Below are 24,803 nucleotides of genomic sequence, written 5' to 3' on the forward strand. Positions count from 1 at the left end.
CGCGCAAGCGGATGATGAACGGAAACGATGACCGACAAGCTTATCTTCACCCCCGACGACGTCGACCTGGCCCGCTCGCCGCTCCGCCGCGGCATCACCGAGCCGACCTATGTGCTCGGCGCGTTCAATCCCGGCTTCACGCGGCTGCCGAACGGCAACCTGCTGATGATGGTCCGCGTCGCCGAGGCACTGGTTGATCCGGTCCGCGACGGCAACGTCCGGGCGATCCGCTGGACCCCGGCAGGCTATGTCCTCGACGCCCACCCGCTCACCCAAGTCGACATGCGCGACCCCCGCCAGTTCCGGATCCGCGGCGGCACCCACCGCATCCTCGCGCTCACCTCGCTGTCCTGGCTGCTCCCCGTCGAGCTCGACGGCGCAGGCGACCGCATCGTCGCGGTCCATTACGACCGCGCGATCGAGCCCGCCGCCAGCTATCAGGATTACGGCGTCGAGGATGCGCGGATCAGCCGCATCGGCGACATCTGGTACATGACGACCTGCTCGGTCAGCGCCGAACGCCACTGCACCACGCTCCACACCTCGACCGACGGGCTGAATTACGCCCTGCGCGGCATCGTCCTCGATCACCAGAACAAGGACATGATCCTGTTCGAAGGGCTGGTCGGCGGCCGTTTCATGGCGCTCACCCGCCCATTGGGCGAAGTCTATTTCGCCTATCCCGACGACAGCCCCTTTGTCGGCGGCCCGTCGATCAACCTCGCCCAGTCCCCCGACGCGCTGCACTGGCGCCCGCTCGACGCGCCCGGCATCCGCGCCCGCAAGGGATCGACCTCGGCGATGAAGATCGGCGGCGGCACCCAGCCGGTGCTCACCGATGCCGGCTGGCTGATGATCTATCACGGGGTGGAGGCGCAGGAGAGTGTCGGCATCTATCGCAGCTTCTGGGCGCTGCTCGACCGCGACGATCCGTCCAGCATCCTCCGCATCGAGGACGATACGCCGCTGCTCGAAGCCGCACCCGCGCTCACCGCCCCGATCGCGCACAAGATGTACCTGCCCACCCCCGTCGTCTTCACCACCGGCCTCGTCGATGCCGGCGACCATTACCTCGTCGCCAGCGGCGAGGCCGATCTCGCCTGCCGGCTCACCCGATTGTCGAAGGACCTGTTCGCATGACCAGCTGGTGGCAATCGGGCACGATCTACCAGGTCTATCCGCGCTCGTTTCAGGACAGCGACGGGGACGGCATCGGCGACTTGAAAGGGATCGAGGCACGGCTCGACCATCTCGTCGCGCTCGGTGTCGATGCGGTGTGGATCTCGCCGATCTTCCCGTCGCCGATGGCCGATTTCGGTTACGACGTCGCCGACTACACCGGGATCGATCCGCGGTTCGGCACGATCGCCGACTTCGACGACCTGCTCGCCGCCGCCCATGCCCGTGGGCTCAAGCTGCTGCTCGATTTCGTCCCCAATCACAGTTCCAGTGAGCACCCCTGGTTCCAGGCGAGCCGCAGCGCCCGGACCGACCCGAAACGCGACTGGTACATCTGGCGTGATCCGGCGCCGGGCGGCGGCCCGCCCAATAACTGGCAGAGCTTCTTCGGCGGCAGCGCCTGGGAATATGACAAGGCCAGCGGCCAATATTATCTGCACCTTTTCCTGAAGGAGCAGCCCGACCTCAACTGGCGCAACCCGGCGGTTCAGGCGGCGATGCTCGACGCGATGCGCTTCTGGTTCGACCGCGGCGTAGACGGTTTCCGGATCGACGTGCTGTGGCTCGCGATCAAGCATGCCGACTTCCCCGACAACCCGTCCAACCCCGACTGGCGCGAGGGGATGCAGGACATCGATCGGCTGCTGCCGACCCATTCCGCCGACCAGCCCGAAATCACCGGGGTGGTCACCGCGATGCGCACGCTCGCTGACCAATACGATGAGCGGGTGCTAATCGGGGAGATCTACCTGCCGTTCGACCGGCTCGTCACCTATTACGGCCCCGACGGCGGCGGCGTGCATCTGCCCTTCAACTTCGAGCTGCTGCAAACCCCGTGGACCGCGCAGGCGATCGCCAGGCTGATCACCGACTACGAGGCCGCGCTGCCCCCCGGCGCCTGGCCAAACTGGGTGCTCGGCAACCACGACAAGCCGCGCATCGCCGCCCGCGTTGGTCAGGCGCAGGCGCGGGTCGCCGCGGTCCTGCTGCTCACCCTGCGTGGCACCCCCACGCTCTATGCGGGCGACGAGATCGGCATGACCGGCGAACCGATCCCGACCGACCGCATCCGCGATCCGCAGGCGCTGCGCGAACCCGGCATCGCCTTCAACCGCGACGAGGTGCGGATGCCGATGCCGTGGAACGACAGCCCCAATGCCGGCTTCACAACCGGCGAGCCGTGGCTGCCGCTCGGCAGCGACTGGCGCACCCGCAACGTCGCCGCCCAGGCCGCCGACCCCGCATCGCTGCTCGCGCTCCACCGCGACCTGCTCCACCTGCGCCGCAAGCACGCCGCGCTCGCGACCGGCGACATCGCGCTGATCGCGGTCGAAGGCGACGTCCTCGCCTACGAACGCACCGCCGACGACGAACGCCTGGTGATCGCGCTCAATCTAGGCACGACTGACCAGCACGTCACCCTGCCCGAAGGCGAGCTGCTGCTGACGACGCTGAACGAACCGGTGCCAGAAGCAGACCGCGGCGGCGAGATCACGCTGGCCCCCGACGAAGCTATCATCCTGCGTGTCAGCCGCTAAGCCCGGCGCCATGAAGATCGCCATGCTCGCCCCGATCGCCTGGCGCACGCCGCCGCGGCACTATGGTCCGTGGGAACTCGTCACCAGCCTGCTCACCGAGGCGCTGGTGGAGCGCGGTGTTGACGTCACGTTGTTCGCGACGCTCGACAGCCGGACCAGCGCCACCCTCGCTGGCGTTGTTCCCGCGCCCTATTCGGAAGACCCGGCGATCGATGCCAAGGTGTGGGAGTTCCGCCACCTCGCGTATCTGTTCGATCGCGCCGGCGAGTTCGACCTGATCCACAATCAGGCCGATTTCCCTGCCCACGCCTTCTCCGGGCTGGTCGACACACCGATGGTGACGACGATCCACGGCTTCTCGTCGGACCGGATCATGCCGATGTACGCGCCGTACCAGCACCGCGTGAACTATGTCGCGATCAGCGATGCGGATCGCGCGCCCGGGCTGCGCTACGCCGCGACGATCCACCACGGCATCGTCCTCGACGATTTTCCGTTCGATGCCGCTGGCAGCGACGACTTGCTGTTCTTCGGCAGGATCCATCCGGACAAGGGTGCGCGCGAGGCGATCGCGGTCGCGCACGCTACCGGTCGGCGGCTGCACATGGCCGGTATCGTCCAGGATCAGGGCTATTACGACCGCGAGGTTGCGCCACATGTCGACGGACATAGCGTGATCTACGACGGCCCGGTCGGCGGCGCGGCGCGCACCGCGATGCTCGGCGGTGCCGCCGCGTTGCTCCACCTGATCGGCTTCGACGAACCCTTCGGCCTGTCGGTGATCGAGGCGATGGCTTGTGGCACGCCGGTGATCGCGATCGATCGCGGATCGATGCCCGAATTGATCGACGACGGTGTCACCGGCTTCCTGGTCAACGACGTCGACGAGGCGATCGCCGCGGTGGCGCGGATCGGTGAGATCGATCGCGCCGCCTGCCGCGCCGCGGTCGCCGAACGCTTCACGGTCGATCGCATGGCCGACCGTTATATAGCACTTTACCGCGACATCCTCGGTCGGTAGCCGCATCGGGCGGAAGGAATTGCGAGGTGGAGGAAGAGTATACGGCCGACGACGGCGCGGAAAGCGTCGGCAGCTGGCTCTGGGACATCGGCGCCAATCGCCTTACCGCGGACAGCGCCTGTGCCGAACTCTACGGCTTCGACGCTGCGCTCGGCCGCACCGGCGCCCCGCTCGAACTGTTCTTCGCCAAGGTTCACCCAGACGATCTGCAACGCGTCCGCGATCAGGTGGCCGCCGCGGTGGCGGTCTCCGGCAACTTCGCCGCGGAATACCGCATCGTCGGTGCCGATGGCCGGCCGCATTGGGTCGCCGCGCGCGGTCGCTGCATCGTCGAAGGCGGCAAGCCGGTGCGCATGCCCGGCGTCAGCTACGACATCGACGATCGTCGCGGGCAGGAGGCCCGGCTGTCGGCGCTGGTCGAGCTCCACGATCGGCTGCGCCTGCCGGGCGACCCCGCCGATCTCGCCTACGCCTCGTCCGAGATCCTCGGCCGCACGCTCGGCGTCAGCCGCGCCGGCTATGGCACGATCGATCCCGTGAACGAGACGATCGTGATCGAACGCGATTGGAACGCGCCCGGCATCGTCACGCTCGCCGGAACGCTGCAGTTCCGTGATTACGGCTCGTACATCGAGGATCTGAAACGCGGCGACACCGTCGCGGTGACCGACGCCTACCGCGATCCCCGCACCAGCGACACCGCCGATGCGCTGAAGGCGATTTCCGCGCAATCCTTCATCAACATGCCGGTCACCGAAGTCACCGGCTTCGTCGCGCTGATCTACGCCAACCATGCCGAGGCGCGCGACTGGACTGCGGCCGAGATCGCCTTCGTCCGCGACGTCGCCGAACGCACCCGCGACGCGGTCGAGCGGCGCCGCGCCGAGATCGAGCTCGCCGAACTCAACGCCTCGCTCGAACAACAGGTCGAACAGCGCACCCGCGACCTGCTGGTCGCCGAGGACTTCCTGCGCCAGGCGCAGAAGATGGAGGCGGTCGGGCAGCTCACCGGCGGGCTCGCGCATGATTTCAACAATCTGCTGACCGGCATCTCGGGCGCGCTGGAGATGATCCAGGTGCGCGTCGCGCAGGGCCGTTTCAACGAGCTCGATCGCTACGCGTCGGCCGCGCAGGGCGCCGCCAAGCGCGCCGCCGCGCTCACCCACCGGCTGCTCGCCTTCTCGCGCCGACAGACGCTCGACCCCAAGCCGACCGACGTCAATCGCCTCGTTCACGGGCTCCAGGAGCTGATCCAGCGCACCGTCGGACCCGGCACCAACATCGAGGTCGTCGGGGCGGCGGGGCTATGGTCCGCGATGGTCGACCCCAATCAGCTCGAAAACGCGCTGCTCAACCTGTGCATCAACGCGCGCGACGCGATGCCCGATGGCGGTCGCATCACCATCGAGACCGCGAACAAGTGGCTCGACGAGCGCGCCGGCCGCGAACGCGATCTGCCGCCTGGCCAATATCTGTCGCTCTGCGTCACCGACACCGGCACCGGCATGCCGCCCGAGGTGCAGGCGCGCGCCTTCGACCCCTTCTACACCACCAAACCGATGGGCGAGGGCACCGGGCTCGGCCTGTCGATGATCTACGGCTTCGCGCGGCAATCGGGCGGGCAGGTGCGGATCTATTCGGAAGTCGGGGAGGGCACGACGATGTGCATCTACCTGCCGCGCTTCTATGGCGACGCCGCGTCGGACGCCGATGCCGTCACGCTCGGAGCGATCGCCCAGGACAGCGACGGCAAGGTGTGTACCGTCCTCGTCGTCGACGACGAACCCACCATCCGCATGCTGGTGATCGAGGTACTTGAGGAACTCGGTCACACCGTGCTGGAGGCGGGCGACGGCGCCGCAGCGATGCGCGTGCTGGCGACCGGCGCGCGGATCGACCTGCTGGTGACCGATGTCGGCCTTCCGGGGCAGATGAACGGCCGCCAGGTCGCCGACGCTGCGGTTGCGCAACTGCCCGACCTGAAGGTGCTGTTCATCACCGGCTATGCCGAGAATGCGGTGATCGGCAACGGCCAGCTCGCCCCCAATATGGCGCTGGTCACCAAGCCGTTCGCGATGGACGTGATCGCCGCGCGGATCACCGCGATGCTGCATCGGGGGTAGGTGCCCCGCATCGACCATGCTCCTGCGAACGCAGGAGCCCAGGGTCACGAGCGTTACCCTCCCTTACCCTGGGCTCCTGCGTTCGCAGGAGCACGGGTCGCCAGCCCCACGATCCGTTCGGCCTCTGCCAGATGGAGCCGCTCGATCATCTCACCGTCGAGCCGGATCGCGCCCCGGTCCGCGTTCGCGGGATCGGCGAAGGCTGAGATGATCCGCTCGGCCCAGGCGATCTCCGCGGGCGAGGGGCCGAACGCCCGGTTCGCCACCTTGATCTGCGACGGATGGATCAGCGTCTTGCCGTCGAACCCATAGACCGCCCCTTGCGCGCACTCCGCCGCGAGCCGCGCGGGATCGTCGATCGCGTTGCACACCCCGTCCAGCACCAGGATCCCCGCGGCGCGCCCCGCTGTGACGATCGCCGCGAGGGCGGGCAGCAGCGGTTCGCGGTCGACGCCCGGGCGGCACCGCATGTCCTTGGCGAGGTCGTTGGTCCCCGCGATCAGCAGCTCGGTGCGCGTCGGACCCGTAGCCGCGGCGATCGCGGGCAGCGCCAGGATCGCGGCGCATGTCTCGATCATCGCCCAGATCGGCGGACCGTCCTCGCCAAGCAGCGCCCGCGCCGCCGCCAGGTCGTCCGCCGACGATACCTTCGGCACCACCACCGCATCCGCGCGGCTGTCCCGCACCGCTGCGGCATCGTCGACGCTCCACTCGGTGTCGAGCCCATTGATCCGGATCGCCTGTCGCCGGTCGCCGAAGCCGAGGTCCATCGCCGCGACCGCCGCCCCCCGCGCCGCCGGCTTTGTCTCGGGCGCGACCGCATCCTCCAGATCGACGATCACGACGTCGCACGACAGCCCGCGCGCCTTGTCGATCGCGCGTGCATTCGACGCCGGCATGAACAGCGCGCTGCGGGCTCGAAATGCGGTCACAGCGCTGCCACCGTCGCGTGGCCCGCGATCAGGTCCGCCGCGCGCTCCGCGATCATGATCGTCGGCGCGTTGGTGTTCGAACTCACCAGCGTTGGCATCACCGAGGCATCGACCACGCGCAGCCCGTCCAGCCCCCGAACCCGCAGCTCGGGATCGACCACCGCGAGCGTGTCGCCTTCGGGCCCCATCCGGCAGGTCCCGACCGGGTGGTAGATCGTCTCCGCGGTACGGCGGATCCAGGCGTCGATCTCGTCGTCGCTGCGCACCGCATCGCCGGGCGCCAACTCGACGTCGCGGTAGGGCGCCAGCGCCGCCTGCGACACCACGTCGCGCGCGATCATGACTGATTTGCGCAGCACTCGCCGATCCTCGGGGGTGGCGAGGTAATTGGCATGGATCAGCGGATCGGCGAACGGATCGGGCGAGGCGAGGCCGATCCGCCCGCGGCTCTCGGGTCGCAGCTGGCAGAGGTGGAGCGAGAAGCCGTCCTCGGTCGCCTTCACCTTGGCATGATCCGCCATCAGCGCCATCACCGCATGGATCTGAATGTCGGGCCGAGACAGTCCTTCGCGCGACGACAGGAACGCGCCGCTCTCCAGGAACTGCTGCCGCCCGAGGCCCTTGCCGGTCAGCATATATTGGATGCCGATCGCCAGCTGCCGCAGACCGCGGGTCTGCGAGAAAGCGGTCTTCAGCCCGCGGCTGCGCCACCGCATCAGCACGTCGAGATGATCCTGCAAATTCTCGCCGACGCCGGGCAGATCGTGCACCACCGCGACGCCCGCCTCGCGCAGCCGGTCCGCCGGGCCGATCCCCGACACGTGGAGCAGATGCGGGGACTGCACCGCCCCCGCGCACAGCAGCACCTCGCGCGCCGCGGCGGCGTGGCGGGCATCGCGCCCGACGACGAAATCCACCCCGGTCGCGCGGCCCTGCTCGACCCGGATCCGGGTGGTGCGCGCATCGGTGACGATCGTCAGATTGGCACGGCCGCGGATCGGCAAGAGATACGCCTCCGCGGCGCTCCACCGTCGCCCATTGGACACCGTCAGGTCGTAGCGGCCGAAGCCCTCCTGTCGCTCCCCGTTGAAGTCGTCGGTGGTCGGATAGCCCGCCTGTTCCCCCGCCGCGATCAGCGCGTCGTTGAACGGGCTGTCGCTCTCGCCAGCGGAGACGTGGACCGGCCCCTCGGCGCCGTGCAGGTCGCCGCCACGGTGATGGCGTTCGAGCTTGCGGAAATAGGGCAGCACGCTGTCCCACGACCAGCCCGGCAGCCCGCGCTGCGCCCATTCGTCATAGTCCTGCGGATTGCCGCGCGCATAGATCATGCCGTTGATGGCGGAGCTGCCGCCGAGCCCGCGCCCCCGCGGCCACCACAGCTTGCGGCCGTCGAGATTCGGCTCCGCCTCGGTCCAGAATCCCCAATTATGCGGCCCCTTGGCCTTGATCAGGTCGCCGACCGCCGCGGGCATGCGCACGAGCAACTTGTCGTTGCGCCCGCCCGCCTCGAGCAGCGCGACGCTGACCGCGGGGTCTTCGGACAGGCGCGCAGCGAGCGCGCAGCCGGCGGAGCCGCCACCGACGATGACATAATCATACGCTTCCATCTTCTCTCCTACGGCTCGATGACCAGCTTGCCGATCAGGTCGCTCGCCGCCATCGCTGCGAAGGCCGCCCGCCAGTCCGCCAGTTCGTATTTCTTGTGAACCCGTGGTCGCAGCTTTCCCGCCGCCGCCATAGCCCAGATCGCGTCGAGGTTCTCCGCGCCCAGCGCCGGAAACCGTCGGCCATACTCGCCCGCGCGGACGCCGATGACCGAAAATCCCTTGATCAGCGGCAGGTTGGTCGGAACCGTCGCGATCCGGCCGGAAGTGAAGCCGACCACCAGCAACCGCCCGCCGAACCTGATCGCACGAACGCTCTCGTCGAACACGTCGCCGCCGACCGGGTCCACGATCACGTCCGCACCGCCGCTGGTGATGTCCTTCGCCGCCTCGCGAAAGCCCGTCGCGGCGAGCGTCGCTTCCGGCGCATAGTCCCGCGCGACGATCGCCAGCTTCTCCGCCGACCGCGACGTCGCGATTACCTTCGCCCCCAACACCTTGGCGAGATCGGCCGTCGCCAACCCGACCCCGCCGGTCGCGCCATGCACCAGCACCCACTCGCCTGCCTGCACCCGCGCCAGCCGTACCAGCGCCACATAGGCGGTGAGGTACGCCGTCCCGATCGATGCGGCGGTCGCATGATCCATCCCGGCCGGGACTCGTCGCGCTGCGTTGGCCTTGCACGTCACCAATTCGGCGAAGCTGCCGATGCGGGTCCCGCACACCACCCGATCGCCTGCGACGAAGTCGCCGTCGCCCTCGATCACCTCGCCCGCCATTTCCATGCCCGGCACGAACGGCAAGGCGGGCTTCAGCTGATAGGCGCCGCGGGTCATCAGCAGGTCGGGATAGTTGAGCGACGCCGCACGAACCCGCACCAGTAACTCGCCCTCGCGGCGCACCGGTTCGGGGATGTCGTCGAGCACACAACCCGACAGATCGTCCGACAGCGCGGAGACCACCAGCGCCTTCATGCCGCGGGCGGCGGATAGCAGAGGATGGCGAGCAGGTCCTCGAACAGCCGGTCCATGTCGAGATGCGGCGCATGGACCTTGCTCAGCCCGAGCGTGATCAGCGCATAGCCGCGTACCGCCGCATCGTGGCGCGACAGGCCGTTGGCGACCAGGCATTCGGTCAGGAAGCCGAGCACGATGTCGTCGTGCCGTTCCACCGCCGCCAGCGCGCGCCGATCGCTCTCTGCCCAGGCGCGCATTGCGATCGACAGACGCGACATCCCCCGCCGCCGCACGATCTGCGCCAGCAACCGGATCCGCGCCACCGGCTCGCGTTCGGTGCGGTTGATCGCGTCGATCACCGCGCTGATCTGCGCGTCCGCGAAATAGGTCGCGAGTCGCCCCTGGTACGTGTCGAAGTCGGGGAAATGATGGTAGAAGCTGCCGGTCGACACCCGCAGCTCGTCGGCGAGCGGTCGCAGCTTCAGCGCCTTCAGCCCGCCGCGCCGGAGCAGGGATTGTCCCGCCTCCAGCCAGTCGCGCTGGGTCAGGTCGGCCGATCGTACCGCGCCTTCCGCCCCGTTCCCCGCGCTTGACATCCCCGTGACCATAACGAATGTTATGCCGGAAACGAGCGGCGGTAAAGCCGCCGTCGGGAGAGACCGGCATGCATCCGTCACGTCACGCGACGACCCATCCCGACAAGCCCGCCTACATCATGGCGGGGACAGGCGAGACCGTCACCTATGGCGAGCTCGATCGCCGCGCCGACAGGGGCGCGCACCTGCTCTGCTCGCTCGGGCTGGCGCGTGGCGACGGCATCGCGATCATGATGGACAATTCGGCCCGCTATCTGGAGATCCTATGGGCGGCCGAACGCACGGGGGTCTATTGCACCTGCCTGTCGTCGAAGCTCAGCGTCGCGGAGGCCGAATACATCGTCCGCGACGGCGATTGCCGCGTGCTGATCGCCAGCACCGGCGTCGGCAACTGCGCCGCGGCGCTGGTGGCGCGTCTCGACGACGTCGCGCGGTTGATGTGCGACGGCACGATCTCCGGCTATCGCAGCTACGAAGAAGCCCGCGATGCAATGCCCGATGCGCCGTTCCCCGATCCTATGCCGGGATCGATCATGCTCTATTCGTCGGGCACCACCGGCAAGCCGAAGGGCGTCAAGCACGCGCTGCCGGTCGAGCCGTTCGGCACCAACGTCTCGCCGCTGGTGATGCTCGGCAAGGCGCTCTACGGCTTCGATGCGGACATGATCTACCTGTCGCCCGCGCCGCTCTACCACGCCGCCCCGCTCCGCTGGTCGATGGCGGTTCACCAGATCGGCGGCACCGTCGTGGTGATGGAGCATTTCGATCCCGAGCAGGCGCTGGCGTGCATCGAACGCTACCGTATCACCCATGCGCAATGGGTGCCGACCCACTTCATCCGTATGCTGAAGCTGCCCGCGAAAACCCGCGCGCGCTACGACATGTCGTCGCTGCGCGCGGTATGGCATGCCGCGGCGCCGTGCCCGATCCCGGTCAAGCAGGCGATGATCGACTGGTGGGGCCCGATCGTCGGCGAATATTATGCCGGCACCGAGGGTAACGGCTTCTGCGCGATCTCCGCACCCGAATGGCTGACGCACCGCGGCTCGGTCGGCCGCAACCTGACCGCGCTGACCAAGATCTGCGGTGACGACGGCGAAGAACTGCCGCCGCGCACCGAAGGCACGGTGTACTTCGCAGGCGGCACCGCGTTCGAATACCACAAGGACGCGGCCAAGACCGCGGAAGCGGCCAACGCGCATGGCTGGACGACGCTCGGGGATGTCGGCTGGGTCGATGAGGAGGGCTATCTGTACCTCACCGACCGCAAGAGCTTCATGATCATCTCGGGCGGCGTCAACATCTACCCCGCCGAGATCGAGAACCTATTGGTGACCCATCCCGACGTCGCCGACGTCGCCGTCATCGGCGCCCCGCACGAGGAGATGGGGGAGGAGGTCGTCGCGATCGTCCAGCCGCGCGATCCGTCACAGGCAGGCGACGCACTCGCTGCCGACCTCATGGCGTTCGCGCGCGCCAATCTCAGCCACGTCAAGACGCCGCGCCGCATCGATTTCCGCGACCAGCTGCCGCGGCACGACACCGGCAAGCTCTATAAGCGGCTGCTGCTCGACGAATACCGGGCGAAGGCGGTCGGCGTCACCGCGTAGCGGCGTCCAGCAGCAGCGTCGGCCCCGATCGGTCGACGACGATCCGCACCGACGGCAGCCGCAGCTCGAAACCATCGGCCCGCCACCAGTCGCTATCGGTCATCGCGCGTCCGTCGAGCGTCAGCCATGCCGCGGTTGTGGGAAAGTCGACGCCGTCCAACTCGGCCGCCGCGCGGCGTGCGGCAAGGGCGGCGACATGATCCTCCAGCGCCACGTCGCGCGCGGCCCAGTCGATCCAGCCGATCGCGTTGTCCTGCGCATAGGCGTTGTTGTTGCCATCCTGGCTCCGGCCGAACTCATCGCCCGCGGTGAGCATGATCGTACCGGTCGACGCGAACAGCGTGCCGAGCAGCGCACGGCGCCCGCGGTCGCGCCTCTCCAGGATCGCGGGGTCGTCGGTCGGCCCCTCGACCCCGCCGTTCCAGGAATGATTGTCGCCATGCCCGTCGCGATTGTCCTCGCCATTGGCGTGGTTATGGCGATGCTCGTAGGCGACCGTATCGGCCAGGGTGAAGCCGTCATGCGCGGCGACGAAGTTCACCGTCCGCGTCGCGCCCGTACCGAACACATCGGACGAACCCGCCATCCGCGTCGCCAGCGCCCCCGCCGATCCGTCGCCCCGCCAAAAGCGGCGCACGTCGTCGCGGTAGCGGTCGTTCCATTCGAGCCAGCCGGCGGGAAAATTGCCGAGCTGGTAACCGCCCGGCCCGATGTCCCACGGCTCTGCGATCATCACCCGCGACGCCAGCAGCGGATCCGCCGCGATCTCCGCAAAGATCGGCGCATCGCGGTCGAACCCCGGCCCGCGCGCGAGGATCGGCGCGAGGTCGAAGCGGAACCCGTCGACCCCGATCGCGGCGAAGTGGCGCAGGCTGTCGAGGATCAGCGCGCGGACCTCGACCCGGCTGCAATCCAGCGTGTTGCCGGTGCCGGTATCGTTGATCAGCGTGCCGTCGGGCGCGTGCGCATAATAAAGCGCCTCGTCGAGCCCGCGCATCGACAGCGTCGGTCCATGCCGGTCACTCTCGCCGCTATGGTTGAACACAAGGTCGAGGATCACGCCGATCCCCGCCGTGCGCAGCGCCGCGACCGTGTCGCGCAGTTCGTCCACCCCGCCCGGCGCGAGCCGCGGATCGAGTGCCATCGGCACCACCGGATTATACCCCCAGGCGTTGGTCAGTCCTAGCGCGGGCAGATGACGCTCGTCGATCCACGCGACGATCGGCATCAGTTCGACCGCCGCCACTCGCAGCTTGCGCAGATGCGCGATCACCGCCGGATGCGCGAGCGCGGCGATCGTCCCCCGCTGCATGACCGGCACGTCCGGATGCAGCATCGTGAACCCGCGCACGTTGAGCTCGTAGATCAGTCCGCCGGGTCGGAAGAGGGGCGGAGGAGGCTTTTCCGAGTGCTCCTCCCTGTCCAAAACCACCTCGTCACCCCGGACTTGTTCCGGGGTCCACCGTGCCGCGGAACCATAAGCCGCCGAATTCGCGGCACGGTGGACCCCGGAACGAGTCCGGGGTGACGAAGAAGGGTTGGGCTGCACGATCGCTCGCGGCACCAGATGCCCAGTCTCCGCTCTCGGCTGCCCAAGCACGGGATCATACCGGAACGCCCGATCCAGCTCGACCGCGTAGGGATCGACCAACAGCTTCGCCGGGTCGGCCGCCGTACGATACCCGTACCGCTGCCCGGCGCCGACGCCCGCGACCTCCGTCACCCACAACTCGTCACGGCCGATCATCGGCACCCACCGCTCGACGTCGCCATCGAACAGGCAAAGCGTCACCGGGGTCGCCGCGCGCACTGCGAACCGCGTCCCGCCGTTCGTCACCGTCGCGCCGAGCGGCGCGTCGGATCTCACGTAATGACGTCCGGCGCGGTGCGGCCGGTGTGACGGACGATGCCCGCGATCTCGTCGGCGGCGGCGACGATCGTGGCGAGCATCTCGCCGGTGTCGCGGTCGATGTCGGCGGCATCGTAGCGCTCCAGATAGACCCGCAGCGTCGCCCCGCTGGTGCCCGTGCCCGACAGGCGGAACACCACCCGGCTGCCGCCTTCGAACAGCACCCGCACGCCCTGGTTGGCGCTGACCGATCCGTCGGTGCTGTCATGATAGGCGAAATCGTCCGCCCGCTCGACGATCAGGTCGCCGAAGCGCTTGCCGGGCAGGGTCGCCAGCGACGCCCGCAGTTCCGCCACCAGCGCATCGGCGCGGTCGCTCTCGACGCCCTCGTAATCGTGCCGCGCATAATAGTTGCGACCAAACGTCGCCCAGTGATCCCGTGCGATCTCGTCGACCGACTGGCGCCGCACCGCCAGGATGTTGAGCCACAACAGGATCGCCCACAGCCCGTCCTTCTCGCGGACGTGATCCGATCCGGTCCCCGCGCTCTCTTCGCCGCAGATCGTCGCGAGGCCGGCATCGAGCAGGTTGCCGAAGAACTTCCACCCCGTCGGCGTCTCGAACGCTGCGATCCCGAGCTTCGCCGCGACCCGGTCCGCCGCCGCGCTGGTCGGCATCGACCGCGCGATCCCCTTCAGCCCGGCCTTGTAGCCCGGCGCCAGATGCGCGTTCGCCGCGAGCATCGCCAGGCTGTCCGACGGCGTCACGAAGCGTCCCTTGCCGATGATCAGGTTGCGGTCGCCGTCGCCGTCCGACGCGGCGCCGAAATCGGGCGCGTCGGGCGCCATCATGGTCGCGTACAGCTCGTGCGCATGGACCAGGTTGGGGTCGGGATGATGGCCGCCGAAATCCTCCAGCGGCGTGCCGTTGCGCACCGTCCCCGCGGGGAACCCAAGCCGCCGTTCGAGGATCTCGGTCGCATAGGGCCCGGTTACCGCGCTCATGGCGTCGAACGCCATGGTCAGCCCCGCGTCCCGGATCGCGGCGAAGTCGAACAGCTTCTCCATCAGCGCGGCGTAATCGGCGACGGGATCGACGACCTCGACGATCGTCTCGCCGACCTTGCTCTCGCCGTCGCCGTCGAGATCGATCTCGGGGCCTTCGATCGTCCGCCACTGGTTGATCACCCGGCTGCGCTGGTAGATCGCCTCGGTGATCGCCTCGGGCGCCGGGCCGCCGTTCGCGACATTGTACTTGATCCCGAAATCCTCGTCGGGGCCGCCGGGATTGTGGCTCGCCGACAGCACCAGCCCGCCGATCGCGCCGCGAATGCGGATCATGTTGCTCGCCGCCGGGGTCGACAGGATCCCGCCGCGCCCGACCACGACCCGCCCGAAGCCGTTCGCCGCCGCCATCCGGATCGCCTTCTGGATCACCTTGCGGTTCAGGAAGCGACCGTCGCCGCCGATCACCAGCGTCGCGCCGTCCTTGCCGTCGATCGCATCGAATACCGATTGGATGAAGTTCTCGGCATAATTGGGCTTCTGGAACACCCGCACCTTCTTGCGCAGGCCGGAGGTGCCGGGCTTCTGGTCGTCGAAAGGGCTGGTCTGCACGGTCGTGATCATGATTGTCCTTCGAGACTGGCGTAGAGGTCGGCGTAGCGGCGGCCGCTCTGCCGCCATGAGAAATCCGCGCGCATGCCGTTCTGCTGCACCGCGGCCCAGATCGCCGGATCGGCATAGGCGTCGATCGCGCGCCGAATCGCGTGCGACAGGCTGTTGTAGCCGACCTCGCCGAGCTGGAAGCCGGTCGCCACACCCGCCGCCAGCGCCGCCTCGTTGGCGTCGATCACGGTGTCGGCGAGCCCCCCGGTCCGCGCCACCACCGGCACGCAGCCATAGGCGAGCCCGTAGAGCTGGGTCAGCCCGCACGGCTCGAACCGAGACGGGATCAGGATCGCGTCGGCGCCGCCCTGCAGCAGATGCGACAACGGCTCGTCATAGCCGATCGTCACCCCGATCCGTCCCGGATGCCGCGCCGCCGCCGCCAGGAACGCCTGTTCCAGCGCGGCGTCGCCCGATCCGAGCAGCGCCAGCCGACCGCCGAGCGCAACCAGATCGTCGAGGCATTCGGCGAGCACGTCCATGCCCTTCTGCCAGGTCAGCCGGCTGATCACCGTGAAGATCGGACCGTCGCCAGGATCGAGCGCGAACTTCTTCTCGACCGCGCGCTTGTTGACCGCCCGCCCCGCCAGGGTCGTCGCCGCATAGCGCCGCGGCAGCGCGGAGTCGGTTTGCGGGTTCCAGATCGCCGGATCGATACCGTTGACGATCCCGCTCACCACGGCGCGACGGACGTTGATCAATCCTTCCAGGCCCATGCCGAACCGGCCGTCGCGGATCTCGGCGGCATAGGTCGGGCTGACCGTCGTGATCGCGTCCGCGGCCTCGAGCCCCGCTTTCAGGAAGCCGACGCCGCCATAATATTCGACGCCGTCGACCGCCCAGGCCAGCGCGGGCAGGCCGAGCTCGGCGAACACCGCGGCATCGAACCGCCCCTGGAACGCGATGTTGTGCACCGTCATCACCGTCCGCGCGCGCGGTCCCGGGCCGGGCGCGTAGCGCAGATAGGCCGGCCCCATCGCTGCCTGCCAGTCATGCGCGTGAAGAATGTCGAAATGTCGCCCTTTCACCACGCCCGAGGCGAGGTCCGCGGCGGCACGGCCGAGCGCGGCGAAGCGTCGCCAGTCGTCGGCATGGTCGTAGAGCCCGCCGATCCGTGCGAACAGCAGCGGCGCATCGAGCATCAGCAGCGGATGCCCCGCGATCGTCCCCGCCAGCAGCCGCGCCTCGGCCCCCAGCAGGTCCCGCCAGCGATGCACGACCTTCGCACCCGTCGCCACCTCGGCGAGCGACGGATAGGCGGGCAGCAACGTCGTGGTCTCGACGCCATGCTCGGCCAGCGCCGCAGGAAGCGCACCGACGACGTCGGCGAGCCCGCCGGTCTTGACCAACGGGAAAGCCTCGGACGCCACCGATAAAACGCGCGTCACGCCGCCCTGTCCGCGTCAGCCGTGTTCCTGCGACCGCGAGACGTCTGCGAGCTAAGCTGGCGGCGCCAAAAACACACCGTCATCCCGGACTCGTTCCGGGATCCACCGTTCCGCACGAGCGAGAATCGTTGATCACGCGGCACCGTGGACCCCGGAACAAGTCCGGGGCGACGAAGCCGTTGAGCCGTGTTCCTGCGAACGCAGGAACCCAGAGCCACGAACGCCAACGCCCGCGGCCCTGGGCGCCTGCCCCCGCAGGAGCACGGCAATTCGGCGACGCGCATCAAAGGTCCAGACGGTCGATCATCGGCTGCGTGATCAGGCATATACCCTTGTCGGTTCGGCGGAAGCGCTGCGCATCGATCACCGGATCGTCGCCCACGACGAGACTATCGGGGATCACCACCCCGCGATCGATCACCACCCGGCGCAGGCGTGCACCCCGGCCGATATGGCAGTGCGGTAGGACCACCGCCTCGTCGAGCATCGCAAAGCTGTGCGCGCGGACCCCGGTGAACAACAGGCTTCGGTGGATCGACGCGCCCGACACGATGCAGTCGCCCGATACCAGGCTCGCCACCGCCGAACCGCGGCGGCCGTCGATGTCGTGGACGAACTTGGCGGGCGGGGTGATCTCCGAATAGGTCCAGAGCGGCCAACTGCGGTCGTACAGATCCAGCTCGGGCACCACGTCGGTCAGATCGAGATTGGCTGCCCAATAGGCATCGACCGTCCCGACGTCGCGCCAATAGGCGCCCGGCTCCTCGGTCGAGCGCACGCACGACGCCGCAAAGCGGTGCGCCTGCGCATGGCCGTGCTCGACCAGCCAGGGAATCAGGTCCTTGCCGAAATCGCGGTTCGACCCTTCCGTCGCGGCGTCGCGGCGGAGCTGTTCGATCAGCAGCTTGGTCTTGAAGACGTAGATGCCGAGGCTGGCGAGTGCGGTGTCGGGGCTGCCGGGGATCGCCGGCGGATCCGCGGGCTTCTCGACGAAATCGATGATCCGGTCCTGCTCGTCGACATGCATCACGCCGAACGCGACCGCCTCCATCCGCGGCACTTCCATGCAGGCGACGGTGACATCGGCACCGCTGTCGCAATGCTGCTGGAGCATGATCTCATAATCCATCTTGTAGATGTGGTCGCCCGCCAGGATGACCATGAACTCGGGACCGTGGCTCTCGATGATGTCGATATTCTGGAACACCGCGTCGGCGGTGCCCTCATACCATTGATGCTCCGACACGCGTTGCGACGCGGGCAGGATGTCGAAGCTTTCGTTGCGTTCGGTGCGCAGGAAGTTCCAGCCTGCCTGGAGGTGCCGGATCAGCGAATGCGCCTTGTACTGGGTCGCGACTCCGATCCGGCGGATGCCGCTGTTGAGCGCGTTCGACAGCGCGAAGTCGATGATCCGGCTCTTACCGCCGAAATAGACCGCAGGCTTGGCGCGGGTATCGGTCAGCTCGGCGAGCCGGCTGCCGCGCCCGCCGGCGAGAACATAGGCCATCGCGTCGCGCGCGAGCGGCTGTCCCTTCCTGTGATCCATCCTCGTGTCTCCTGCGCTTATCGTTGACGTTGATCCCGTGGTTTCCGGCGCGCCCCGGTCACCCCTCGAACTCCAGCATGATCGTCGCGAGCGGCGGCAGCGTCACCCACGCCGCGCCGTCCTTCGCCTCTACCCAACCCAGATTGCCGCAACCCGATCCCCAATAGGCGAGCGCGTCCGAATTGATGATTTCGCACCAGCGGCCGTCGTGCGGCATCGGCACCCGGTAGGGCGCGCGCGCGACCGGAGTCAGGTTGGCGATCACCACCACCGGCTTGGCGCCCGGCGCCTTGCGTACCCAGGCGAACACCGAATTCGCGGCATCGTCGCCGATCAGCCAATCGAAGCCTTCGCCCTCGCAGTCACGGGCATGCAGCGCCGGGTGCTCGCGGTAGACGCGGTTCAGGTCGCGGACGAGCTTGCGGACGCCCTCGTGCGCGGCGCTGCCGCACAGGTCCCAGTCGAGCGCCCGCGCCTCGCTCCATTCGCGGCGCTGCGCGAATTCCTGCCCCATGAACAGCAGCTTCTTGCCGGGATAGCCCCACATGAACGCATAGTAGCTGCGTAGATTGGCGAATTGCTGCCAATCGTCGCCCGCCATCTTGGTCAGCAGCGATCCCTTGCCGTGCACCACTTCGTCATGGCTCAGCGGCAGCACGAAATTCTCGTCGAAGGCATAGACCAGGCCGAAGGTAATCTCGGCATGGTGGTGCTGGCGATGCACCGGCTCGCGCGCGAAATACTGGAGCGTGTCGTGCATCCAGCCCATGTTCCACTTGAAGCCGAAACCCAGTCCATCCTCGTGCGCGGGGCGCGACACGCCGGGCCAACTGGTCGATTCCTCCGCGATCGTGAACACGCCGGGATGCTCGCGGTACACCGCCTTGTTCATCGCGCGCAGGAACTCGACCGCTTCCCAATTCTCGCGGCCACCGCTCTCGTTCGGGATCCACTCGCCCGCCTTGCGGCTATAGTCGCGGTACAGCATCGACGCGACCGCATCGACCCGCAGGCCGTCGACATGGTATCGCTCGGGCCAGAACAGCGCGTTGTTGACGAGGAAGCTCTCCACCTCGCGCCGCCCGAAATTGTAGATTGCGGTGTTCCAGTCGGGATGGAAGCCGAGCCGCGGGTCCTCATGCTCGTAGAGCGCGGTGCCGTCGAACTTCGCCAGCCCGAACACGTCGGTCGGGAAATGCGCGGGCACCCAATCGAGCAGCACGCCGATACCGGCACGATGCGCACCGTCGACGAACCGCGCGAAGCCCTCGTGATCGCCGAACCGCGCCGACGGCGCGTACAGGCCGGTGGCCTGGTATCCCCAGCTCGGATCATAGGGATGCTCGCTGATCGGCATGAATTCGATATGGGTGAACCCCATGTCGACGACATAGGGGATCAGCCGGTCGGCCAGCGCATCCCAGGTCAGGAACCAGTCGTTTTCGTCGCGGTCCCAGGATCCGGCATGGACCTCGTAGATGCTCATCGGCACGCGCCGCGGATCCACCGACGCCCAATGCTTGCGATGTTCGTCGTCGCCCCAGACATGCGTCGCGGGCAGGGTGGTGCGTGACGCGGTCGCCGGGCGCAACTCGCTCGCGAACGCGAACGGATCGGCCTTCAGCGGCTGCACCGTGCCGTCGGGCCCGACGATCTCGAACTTGTAGCCCTTGCCCTCGCCGATGTCGGGAACGAAGATCTCCCAAACCCCGACATCGCCGCGGCGACGCATCGTGTGGCGACGGCCGTCCCAATCGTTGAAATCGCCGACCACCGCTACCCGCCGCGCGTTCGGTGCCCATACCGCGAAATGGACGCCGCTCGCGCCCTCATGGTCGATCAGGTGCGCGCCCATCTTATCGTAGAGCCGCATGTGCGTGCCCTCCGCCATCAGCACGTCGTCGACCGGGCCCAGCACCGGCCCGAAGCTGTACGGATCCGTCACCGACCATTCCGCACCGCCGCCCTGCGCCTTGTACCGTACCGGCTGCGGCGTGCCGTCGATCGCGCCTTCGAACAATCCGCGTCCGTCGATCCGCGTCAGCGCCCCGAGCGACCCGCCGCCCAAATCATGCGCCTCGACCTGTTCCGCGCCGGGAATCCAAGCCCGTGCGAACGTGCCGTCGGGTCCGCCGAAAACGCCGAGCAGCGAGAAGGGATCGTCGTGACGCCCCTCGAGCAAAGCGGTCAGGGCGCCTTCGGGCGGCTTCACATCACGCCCCAGATTTCGCGCGCATAGTCGCGGATGGTGCGGTCGGACGAAAACCAGCCGACATTGGCGACGTTGTGGATCGTCGACCGGGTCCACACCGCGCGATCCTGCCAGCGCGCATCGACCGCACGCTGTGCACCCGCAAACGCATCGAAATCCGCCGCGACCATGAACCAGTCATGGTCGTACAGCCCCGCGACGAGCCCTTCGTAGCGCTTGGGATCATCGGGCGAGAACACCCCCGACGCGATCGCAGCCAACGCCTGCGCGAGCTCGGGTGAGGCGTCGATAACGTCGCGCGGTCGGTAACCGTCGGCGCGCTTCGCCGCCACCTCGTCCGCGGTCATGCCGAAGATGAAGATGTGGTCGTCGCCGACCCGGTCCTTGATCTCGATATTGGCGCCATCGAGCGTCCCGATCGTCAAAGCGCCGTTCAACGCGAACTTCATGTTGCCGGTGCCCGATGCTTCCATTCCCGCGGTCGAGATCTGTTCGGACAGGTCGGCGGCGGGGATGATCTTCTCGGCGAGCGAGACGTTGTAGTTGGGAATGAACGCGATCTTCAGCAGGTCGCCCACCGACGGATCGGCGTTGATCCGTCGTGCCACGTCGTTGGCGAGTTTGATGATCAGCTTGGCGTTGTGATAGCTCGACGCCGCCTTGCCCGCGAACAGCTTCACCCGCGGCGTCCAGTCCCGCTCGGGATGGCTGCGGATCTGGTCGTACAGCGCCACCGTCTCGACGATGTTGAGCAACTGCCGCTTATACTCGTGGATGCGCTTGATCTGGACGTCGAACAACGCGTCGGGATCGAGCCGCAATCCCATGCTGTCCTTGATATATGCCGCCAGTGCCACCTTGTTCGAACGCTTCACCGCGGCAAAACGCTCCCGGAACGCAGCATCGTCGGCGTGGGCGGCGAGCGCGGGCAGTTTCTCCGCATCGTCGCAGAACCCATCGCCGATCGCCTCGCGGATCAGCGCGGTCAGCGCCGGGTTGCATTGTTGCAGCCAGCGGCGGGGGGTGATGCCATTGGTCTTGTTGTTGATCCGATCCGGATACATCCGGTGGAGATCCGCGAACACCGTCTGCTTCATCAGCGCGGTGTGCAACGCGGCGACGCCGTTGACGCTGTGCGATCCCGCAAAGGCGAGGTTCGCCATCCGCACCCGGCGCTCGCCGCCTTCCTCGATCAGGCTGATCGCGGCGATCGCGCGATCGTCGACATCGGCGTTGGCGCGCGCCTCGCGCAGCAGCTTCGCGTTGATCGCGTAGACGATCTGCATGTGCCGCGGCAGCAGCCGTTCGAACAGCGGCAGCGGCCAGCTCTCCAGCGCTTCGGGCAGCAGCGTGTGGTTGGTATAGCCGAAGGTCCGCCGCGTCAGGTCCCACGCCGCATCGAACGCCATGTCGTGATGGTCGGTCAGCAGCCGCATCAACTCGGCGACCGACACCGCGGGGTGGGTATCGTTGAGCTGGATCGCGGCCTTGTCCGGCAACGTCGCGATATCGCCGAAATATTGGACGTGGCGCCGGACGATGTCCTGGATCGACGCCGACGAGAAGAAATACTCCTGCCGCAGCCGCAGCTCTTGCCCCGCCGGGGTCGAATCGTTCGGATAGAGCACTCGCGTCAGCGTCTCCGCGCGCATCTGCCCCGACAGCGCGCCCTGGAAATCGCCCTCGTTGAACTTATCGAGCTTGATCGGATCGAACGCCTTGGCGGTCCACAGCCGCAGCGTGTTGACCCGTTTCCCGCGCCACCCGACGACGGGAGTATCGACCGCCACCGCCTCGACCGCCTCGACCGGGCTCCAATGCACCTGGCCATTGTCGTGCGCGACCACTTCGCCCCCGAAGCCGACGAAATACGCGCTCTCGCGACGTTCGAACTCCCACGGGTTGCCGTGCGCCAGCCATGTCTCGGGCAGCTCCATCTGCCAGCCGTCGTCGATCCGCTGGCGGAACATGCCGTTCACATAGCGGATGCCATACCCATAGGCGGGCAGCTCGAGGCTTGCGAGGCTCTCCATGAAGCACGCCGCCAGTCGTCCGAGCCCGCCGTTGCCGAGCGCAGCGTCCGGCTCGATCTCCTCGATCTCGGCGAGATCGACCCCAAGCGTCGCCAGCGCATCGCGCACCGCATCGTTGTGGCCGAGGTTTGACAAGGCATCGCGCAGCAGCCGGCCGATCAGGAATTCGAGGCTGAGATAATAGACCCGCTTCGCCCCCGCGGCATGCGCCGCCTTGGTCGATTCCATCCAGCGGTCGATGATCTCGTCACGGATCGTCAGGATCGTCGCCGCCAGCCAGTCATGGGGGCGGGCAGCGTCGCGATCCTTGCCGATCCGGTGGATCAGCGCGTCGAGGATTCGATCTGCGAGTGGGTCGGTCGGCGTAGCGGCGGCAGCGGTGACGTTCACGGGCGGTCCGGCATCATGGATGGTCCGCGGGTTAGACGACAGCGCAGGGGGAATGTCACCGGCTAATCGGTGTCACGCCGCGCTGGACCGTCCCGATCGTTAGATCATCCCCCACAACAGCGTCACGTTCAGCGCGATGATCACCGCGGTGATCGTCCACGCCAGCACCCGCAGCCACATCGCGCTCGCGAACTCGCCCATGATCGATCGCCGCGCGGTGAATGCGACCAGCGGCACCACCGCGAACGGCAGTTGCAGGCTCAGCACCACCTGGCTCAGCACCAGCAGCTTGGTCGCGCCGGTATCGCCGGTCGCCGCGACCACGAACACCGCCGGCACGATCGCGATCAGCCGCGTCACCATCCGCCGCGCCCAAAGCGGCAGGCGCAAATTGAGGAACCCCTCCATTACGATCTGCCCGGCAAGCGTACCGGTGACCGTCGAGTTCTGGCCCGAGGCGAGCAGCGCCACCGCGAACACCACGCTGGCCGCGCCGACGCCCATCATCGGCGACAGCAACCGGTACGCTTCGTCGATCTCGGCGACGTCGGTGCGCCCCGCGGTGTGGAAGGTCGCCGCCGCCACCACCAGGATCGCGGCGTTGATGAAGAAGGCGAGCCCCAGCGCGACGGTGCTGTCGATCGTCGCCAGCGTCACCGCCTCGCGCTTGTCCTCGAACGCGCGGGTCTGCACGATCGACGAATGGAGGTAGAGGTTGTGCGGCATCACCGTCGCGCCGAGGATGCCGATCGCGAGGTAGAGCTTGGCGGGATCGGTGACGATTCCCGACGTCGGCACCAGCCCCGCCATCACCGCGCCCATGTCCGGAGCGGCATGGAACAGCTCGAACGCGAAACAGCCCGCGATGATGAGCAGCAGCGCGACGATGAACGCCTCCAGCTTCCGAAAGCCGTAGCGCTGCAACGCCAGGATCAGGAACACGTCGAGCGCGGTCAGCATCACGCCCCAGACGAGATCGATCCCGAACAACAGCTTCAGCGCGATCGCGGTGCCGAGCACTTCGGCCAGGTCGCAGGCGATGATCGCGATCTCGGCGAGCACCCACAGCGCGAACGACACCGGCCGCGAGCAATAGGCGCGGCACGCTTGCGCCAGATCGAGCCCCGCCGCGATCCCGAGCCGCGCCGACAGCGCCTGCAGCACGATCGCCATCAGGTTCGACAGCAGCACGACAGACAGCAGCGTATAACCGAATGCGGAGCCGCCGGCGATGTCGGTGGCCCAGTTGCCCGGGTCCATATAGCCGACCGCGACGAGGAAACCCGGACCCATATACGCGCCCAGGCGCCGCCAGAACGGTCCGCCCTTGGGGACCGCGATCGAACGGTGAGTCTCGCCGTGCGAGAGGCCGGGGTGAGAGACGGTGGTCGGCGGCATCGTGCGTGCTCTGGCGGAGCGGGCAGGGGCGGGCAAGCGTCTTGCGCGTCGCACCCGCCCGACAAACCGAAGGCGGCTCCCCGGGGGGGAACCGCCTTCGGCCCGTAGTGACGGAAGGGAGTACAACCGAAGACGATCGGCTGCGCAATCCGCCGCTATGCGCTCCGCTGCCAAATCGTCATGAAGCGGCGTAGGCGTGCGGCGAACCGATGATTAGGCGGTCACCGCCTCGGCCTTGGCGTTGATCTTGCCGGTCGCCATCGCGGTCAGCTTGTCGTCGGTGGCGTATTCCTCGTCGAGCGTTTCCTTCAGGATCGCGGCGACTTCACTGCGGCCGAGTTGGTTCGCCCAAGCGATCAACGTGCCGTAGCGGGTGATCTCGTAATGCTCGACCGCCTGCGCCGACGCGATCAACGCCGCGTCGAGCACCGCCTTGTCGGCGATCTCGCCCGCGACCTCGTTGGCCTCCTTGATGATGCCGTCGATCGCGGGGCAGGTCACTGCCTTGGCCTTCTCGCCGATCAGCCCGAAGATCCGCTCCAGCCGCTCGATCTGGCCCTCGGTCTCGCGAAGATGCGTCTCGAAACCCTTCTTCAGCGCCGGCGCGGTCGCCTTCTCGATCATCTTCGGCAGCGCCTTGGTGATCTGGTTCTCGGCATAATAGACGTCCTGCAGCTGATGCAGGAACAGATCCTCGAACGTCGCGATTTCCTTGCTGAACAAGCCCATGTCGATTCTCCTGTGCGAAATGATGCCGGCGG

16 protein-coding genes and 1 pseudogene are annotated in these 24,803 nt (G+C 67.7%); 5 read left to right on the forward strand and 12 right to left on the reverse strand.

Annotation, left to right across the window (positions count from 1 at the left end; all coding sequences use genetic code 11):
• The first annotated feature begins 27 nt into the window (after positions 1 to 27).
• From ACT009_RS15500 to ACT009_RS15515, 4 genes and pseudogenes are all read left to right on the forward strand, one after another.
• Positions 28 to 1,140, forward strand: coding sequence for a glycosidase (locus tag ACT009_RS15500; RefSeq protein WP_445191958.1), 1,113 nt, complete (start codon positions 28 to 30; stop codon positions 1,138 to 1,140).
• Positions 1,137 to 2,717, forward strand: coding sequence for an alpha-amylase family glycosyl hydrolase (locus ACT009_RS15505; protein WP_445191959.1), 1,581 nt, complete (start codon positions 1,137 to 1,139; stop codon positions 2,715 to 2,717). Before ACT009_RS15500 ends, ACT009_RS15505 begins: the two co-directional genes overlap by 4 nt.
• 10 nt (positions 2,718 to 2,727) lie before the next feature.
• Positions 2,728 to 3,738, forward strand: a complete 1,011-nt coding sequence (locus ACT009_RS15510; protein WP_445191960.1) for a glycosyltransferase family 4 protein — start codon at positions 2,728 to 2,730, stop codon at positions 3,736 to 3,738.
• Positions 3,739 to 3,794: 56 nt separating this feature from the next.
• Positions 3,795 to 5,861 (forward strand): annotated as a pseudogene (locus ACT009_RS15515) (ATP-binding protein); the annotation flags it as partial.
• A gap of 53 nt (positions 5,862 to 5,914) precedes the next feature.
• On the opposite strand, the gene ACT009_RS15520 reads toward ACT009_RS15515, so the two are convergent.
• The 4 genes from ACT009_RS15520 to ACT009_RS15535 are packed head-to-tail and all read right to left on the reverse strand — an operon-like array spanning position 5,915 to position 9,949.
• A complete protein-coding gene (locus ACT009_RS15520; protein ID WP_445191961.1) occupies positions 5,915 to 6,793 on the reverse strand; it encodes an HpcH/HpaI aldolase/citrate lyase family protein in 879 nt (292 codons plus the stop codon).
• The gene (locus ACT009_RS15525) at positions 6,790 to 8,400 is read right to left on the reverse strand and encodes a choline dehydrogenase (protein ID WP_445191962.1); all 1,611 of its coding nucleotides are present in this window, start codon (positions 8,398 to 8,400) and stop codon (positions 6,790 to 6,792) included. Before ACT009_RS15525 ends, ACT009_RS15520 begins: the two co-directional genes overlap by 4 nt.
• An 8-nt stretch (positions 8,401 to 8,408) precedes the next feature.
• Positions 8,409 to 9,371, reverse strand: a complete 963-nt coding sequence (locus tag ACT009_RS15530; protein ID WP_445191963.1) for an NADPH:quinone oxidoreductase family protein — start codon at positions 9,369 to 9,371, stop codon at positions 8,409 to 8,411.
• Complete coding sequence (locus ACT009_RS15535; protein WP_445191964.1) at positions 9,368 to 9,949, reverse strand: TetR/AcrR family transcriptional regulator; 582 nt, start codon at positions 9,947 to 9,949, stop codon at positions 9,368 to 9,370. Before ACT009_RS15535 ends, ACT009_RS15530 begins: the two co-directional genes overlap by 4 nt.
• Positions 9,950 to 10,017: 68 nt before the next feature.
• On the opposite strand from ACT009_RS15535, the gene ACT009_RS15540 reads away from it, so the two are divergent.
• On the forward strand, positions 10,018 to 11,559 hold the full coding sequence (locus ACT009_RS15540) for an acyl-CoA synthetase (RefSeq protein WP_445191965.1): 1,542 nt from the start codon (positions 10,018 to 10,020) through the stop codon (positions 11,557 to 11,559).
• On the opposite strand, the gene glgX is transcribed toward ACT009_RS15540, so the two are convergent.
• The 8 genes from glgX to ACT009_RS15580 form a co-directional block, all read right to left on the reverse strand.
• The gene (glgX, locus tag ACT009_RS15545) at positions 11,549 to 13,426 is read right to left on the reverse strand and encodes a glycogen debranching protein GlgX (protein WP_445191966.1); all 1,878 of its coding nucleotides are present in this window, start codon (positions 13,424 to 13,426) and stop codon (positions 11,549 to 11,551) included. The two genes, ACT009_RS15540 and glgX, sit on opposite strands and share 11 nt — an antisense overlap.
• Positions 13,423 to 15,036 carry an alpha-D-glucose phosphate-specific phosphoglucomutase gene (locus ACT009_RS15550; RefSeq protein ID WP_445191967.1) on the reverse strand — a complete coding sequence of 538 codons (1,614 nt, stop codon included), beginning with the start codon at positions 15,034 to 15,036 and terminating at the stop codon, positions 13,423 to 13,425. Before ACT009_RS15550 ends, glgX begins: the two co-directional genes overlap by 4 nt.
• Positions 15,033 to 16,463, reverse strand: coding sequence for a glycogen synthase GlgA (gene glgA / locus ACT009_RS15555; RefSeq protein WP_445191968.1), 1,431 nt, complete (start codon positions 16,461 to 16,463; stop codon positions 15,033 to 15,035). The genes ACT009_RS15550 and glgA overlap by 4 nt, the downstream gene beginning before the upstream one ends.
• Positions 16,464 to 16,746: 283 nt before the next feature.
• Entirely contained in the window at positions 16,747 to 18,009 is a 1,263-nt protein-coding gene (gene glgC, locus ACT009_RS15560) for a glucose-1-phosphate adenylyltransferase (RefSeq protein WP_445191969.1), read from the reverse strand.
• 58 nt (positions 18,010 to 18,067) lie between these two features.
• Positions 18,068 to 20,221 (reverse strand): 1,4-alpha-glucan branching protein GlgB, encoded by a 2,154-nt coding sequence (gene glgB / locus ACT009_RS15565; RefSeq protein WP_445191970.1) that lies wholly within the window; start codon positions 20,219 to 20,221, stop codon positions 18,068 to 18,070.
• Positions 20,218 to 22,644, reverse strand: coding sequence for a glycogen/starch/alpha-glucan phosphorylase (locus tag ACT009_RS15570; protein WP_445191971.1), 2,427 nt, complete (start codon positions 22,642 to 22,644; stop codon positions 20,218 to 20,220). Before ACT009_RS15570 ends, glgB begins: the two co-directional genes overlap by 4 nt.
• A 99-nt stretch (positions 22,645 to 22,743) precedes the next feature.
• Complete coding sequence (locus ACT009_RS15575; protein WP_445191972.1) at positions 22,744 to 24,042, reverse strand: Nramp family divalent metal transporter; 1,299 nt, start codon at positions 24,040 to 24,042, stop codon at positions 22,744 to 22,746.
• Between the two features lie 213 nt (positions 24,043 to 24,255).
• A complete protein-coding gene (locus tag ACT009_RS15580; protein WP_445191973.1) occupies positions 24,256 to 24,771 on the reverse strand; it encodes a YciE/YciF ferroxidase family protein in 516 nt (171 codons plus the stop codon).
• Positions 24,772 to 24,803: the final 32 nt, after the last annotated feature.

The organism is Sphingomonas sp. Tas61C01 (assembly GCF_052567495.1).

Coding starts and splice junctions, on each gene's coding strand:
- ACT009_RS15500 (WP_445191958.1), top strand. CDS start 28: ATGACCGACAAGCTTATCTTCACCCCCGACGACGTCGACCTGGCCCGC.
- ACT009_RS15505 (WP_445191959.1), top strand. CDS start 1,137: ATGACCAGCTGGTGGCAATCGGGCACGATCTACCAGGTCTATCCGCGC.
- ACT009_RS15510 (WP_445191960.1), top strand. CDS start 2,728: ATGAAGATCGCCATGCTCGCCCCGATCGCCTGGCGCACGCCGCCGCGG.
- ACT009_RS15525 (WP_445191962.1), bottom strand. CDS start 8,400: ATGGAAGCGTATGATTATGTCATCGTCGGTGGCGGCTCCGCCGGCTGC.
- ACT009_RS15530 (WP_445191963.1), bottom strand. CDS start 9,371: ATGAAGGCGCTGGTGGTCTCCGCGCTGTCGGACGATCTGTCGGGTTGT.
- ACT009_RS15535 (WP_445191964.1), bottom strand. CDS start 9,949: ATGTCAAGCGCGGGGAACGGGGCGGAAGGCGCGGTACGATCGGCCGAC.
- ACT009_RS15540 (WP_445191965.1), top strand. CDS start 10,018: ATGCATCCGTCACGTCACGCGACGACCCATCCCGACAAGCCCGCCTAC.
- ACT009_RS15550 (WP_445191967.1), bottom strand. CDS start 15,036: ATGATCACGACCGTGCAGACCAGCCCTTTCGACGACCAGAAGCCCGGC.
- glgC (WP_445191969.1), bottom strand. CDS start 18,009: ATGGATCACAGGAAGGGACAGCCGCTCGCGCGCGACGCGATGGCCTAT.
- ACT009_RS15575 (WP_445191972.1), bottom strand. CDS start 24,042: ATGCCGCCGACCACCGTCTCTCACCCCGGCCTCTCGCACGGCGAGACT.
- ACT009_RS15580 (WP_445191973.1), bottom strand. CDS start 24,771: ATGGGCTTGTTCAGCAAGGAAATCGCGACGTTCGAGGATCTGTTCCTG.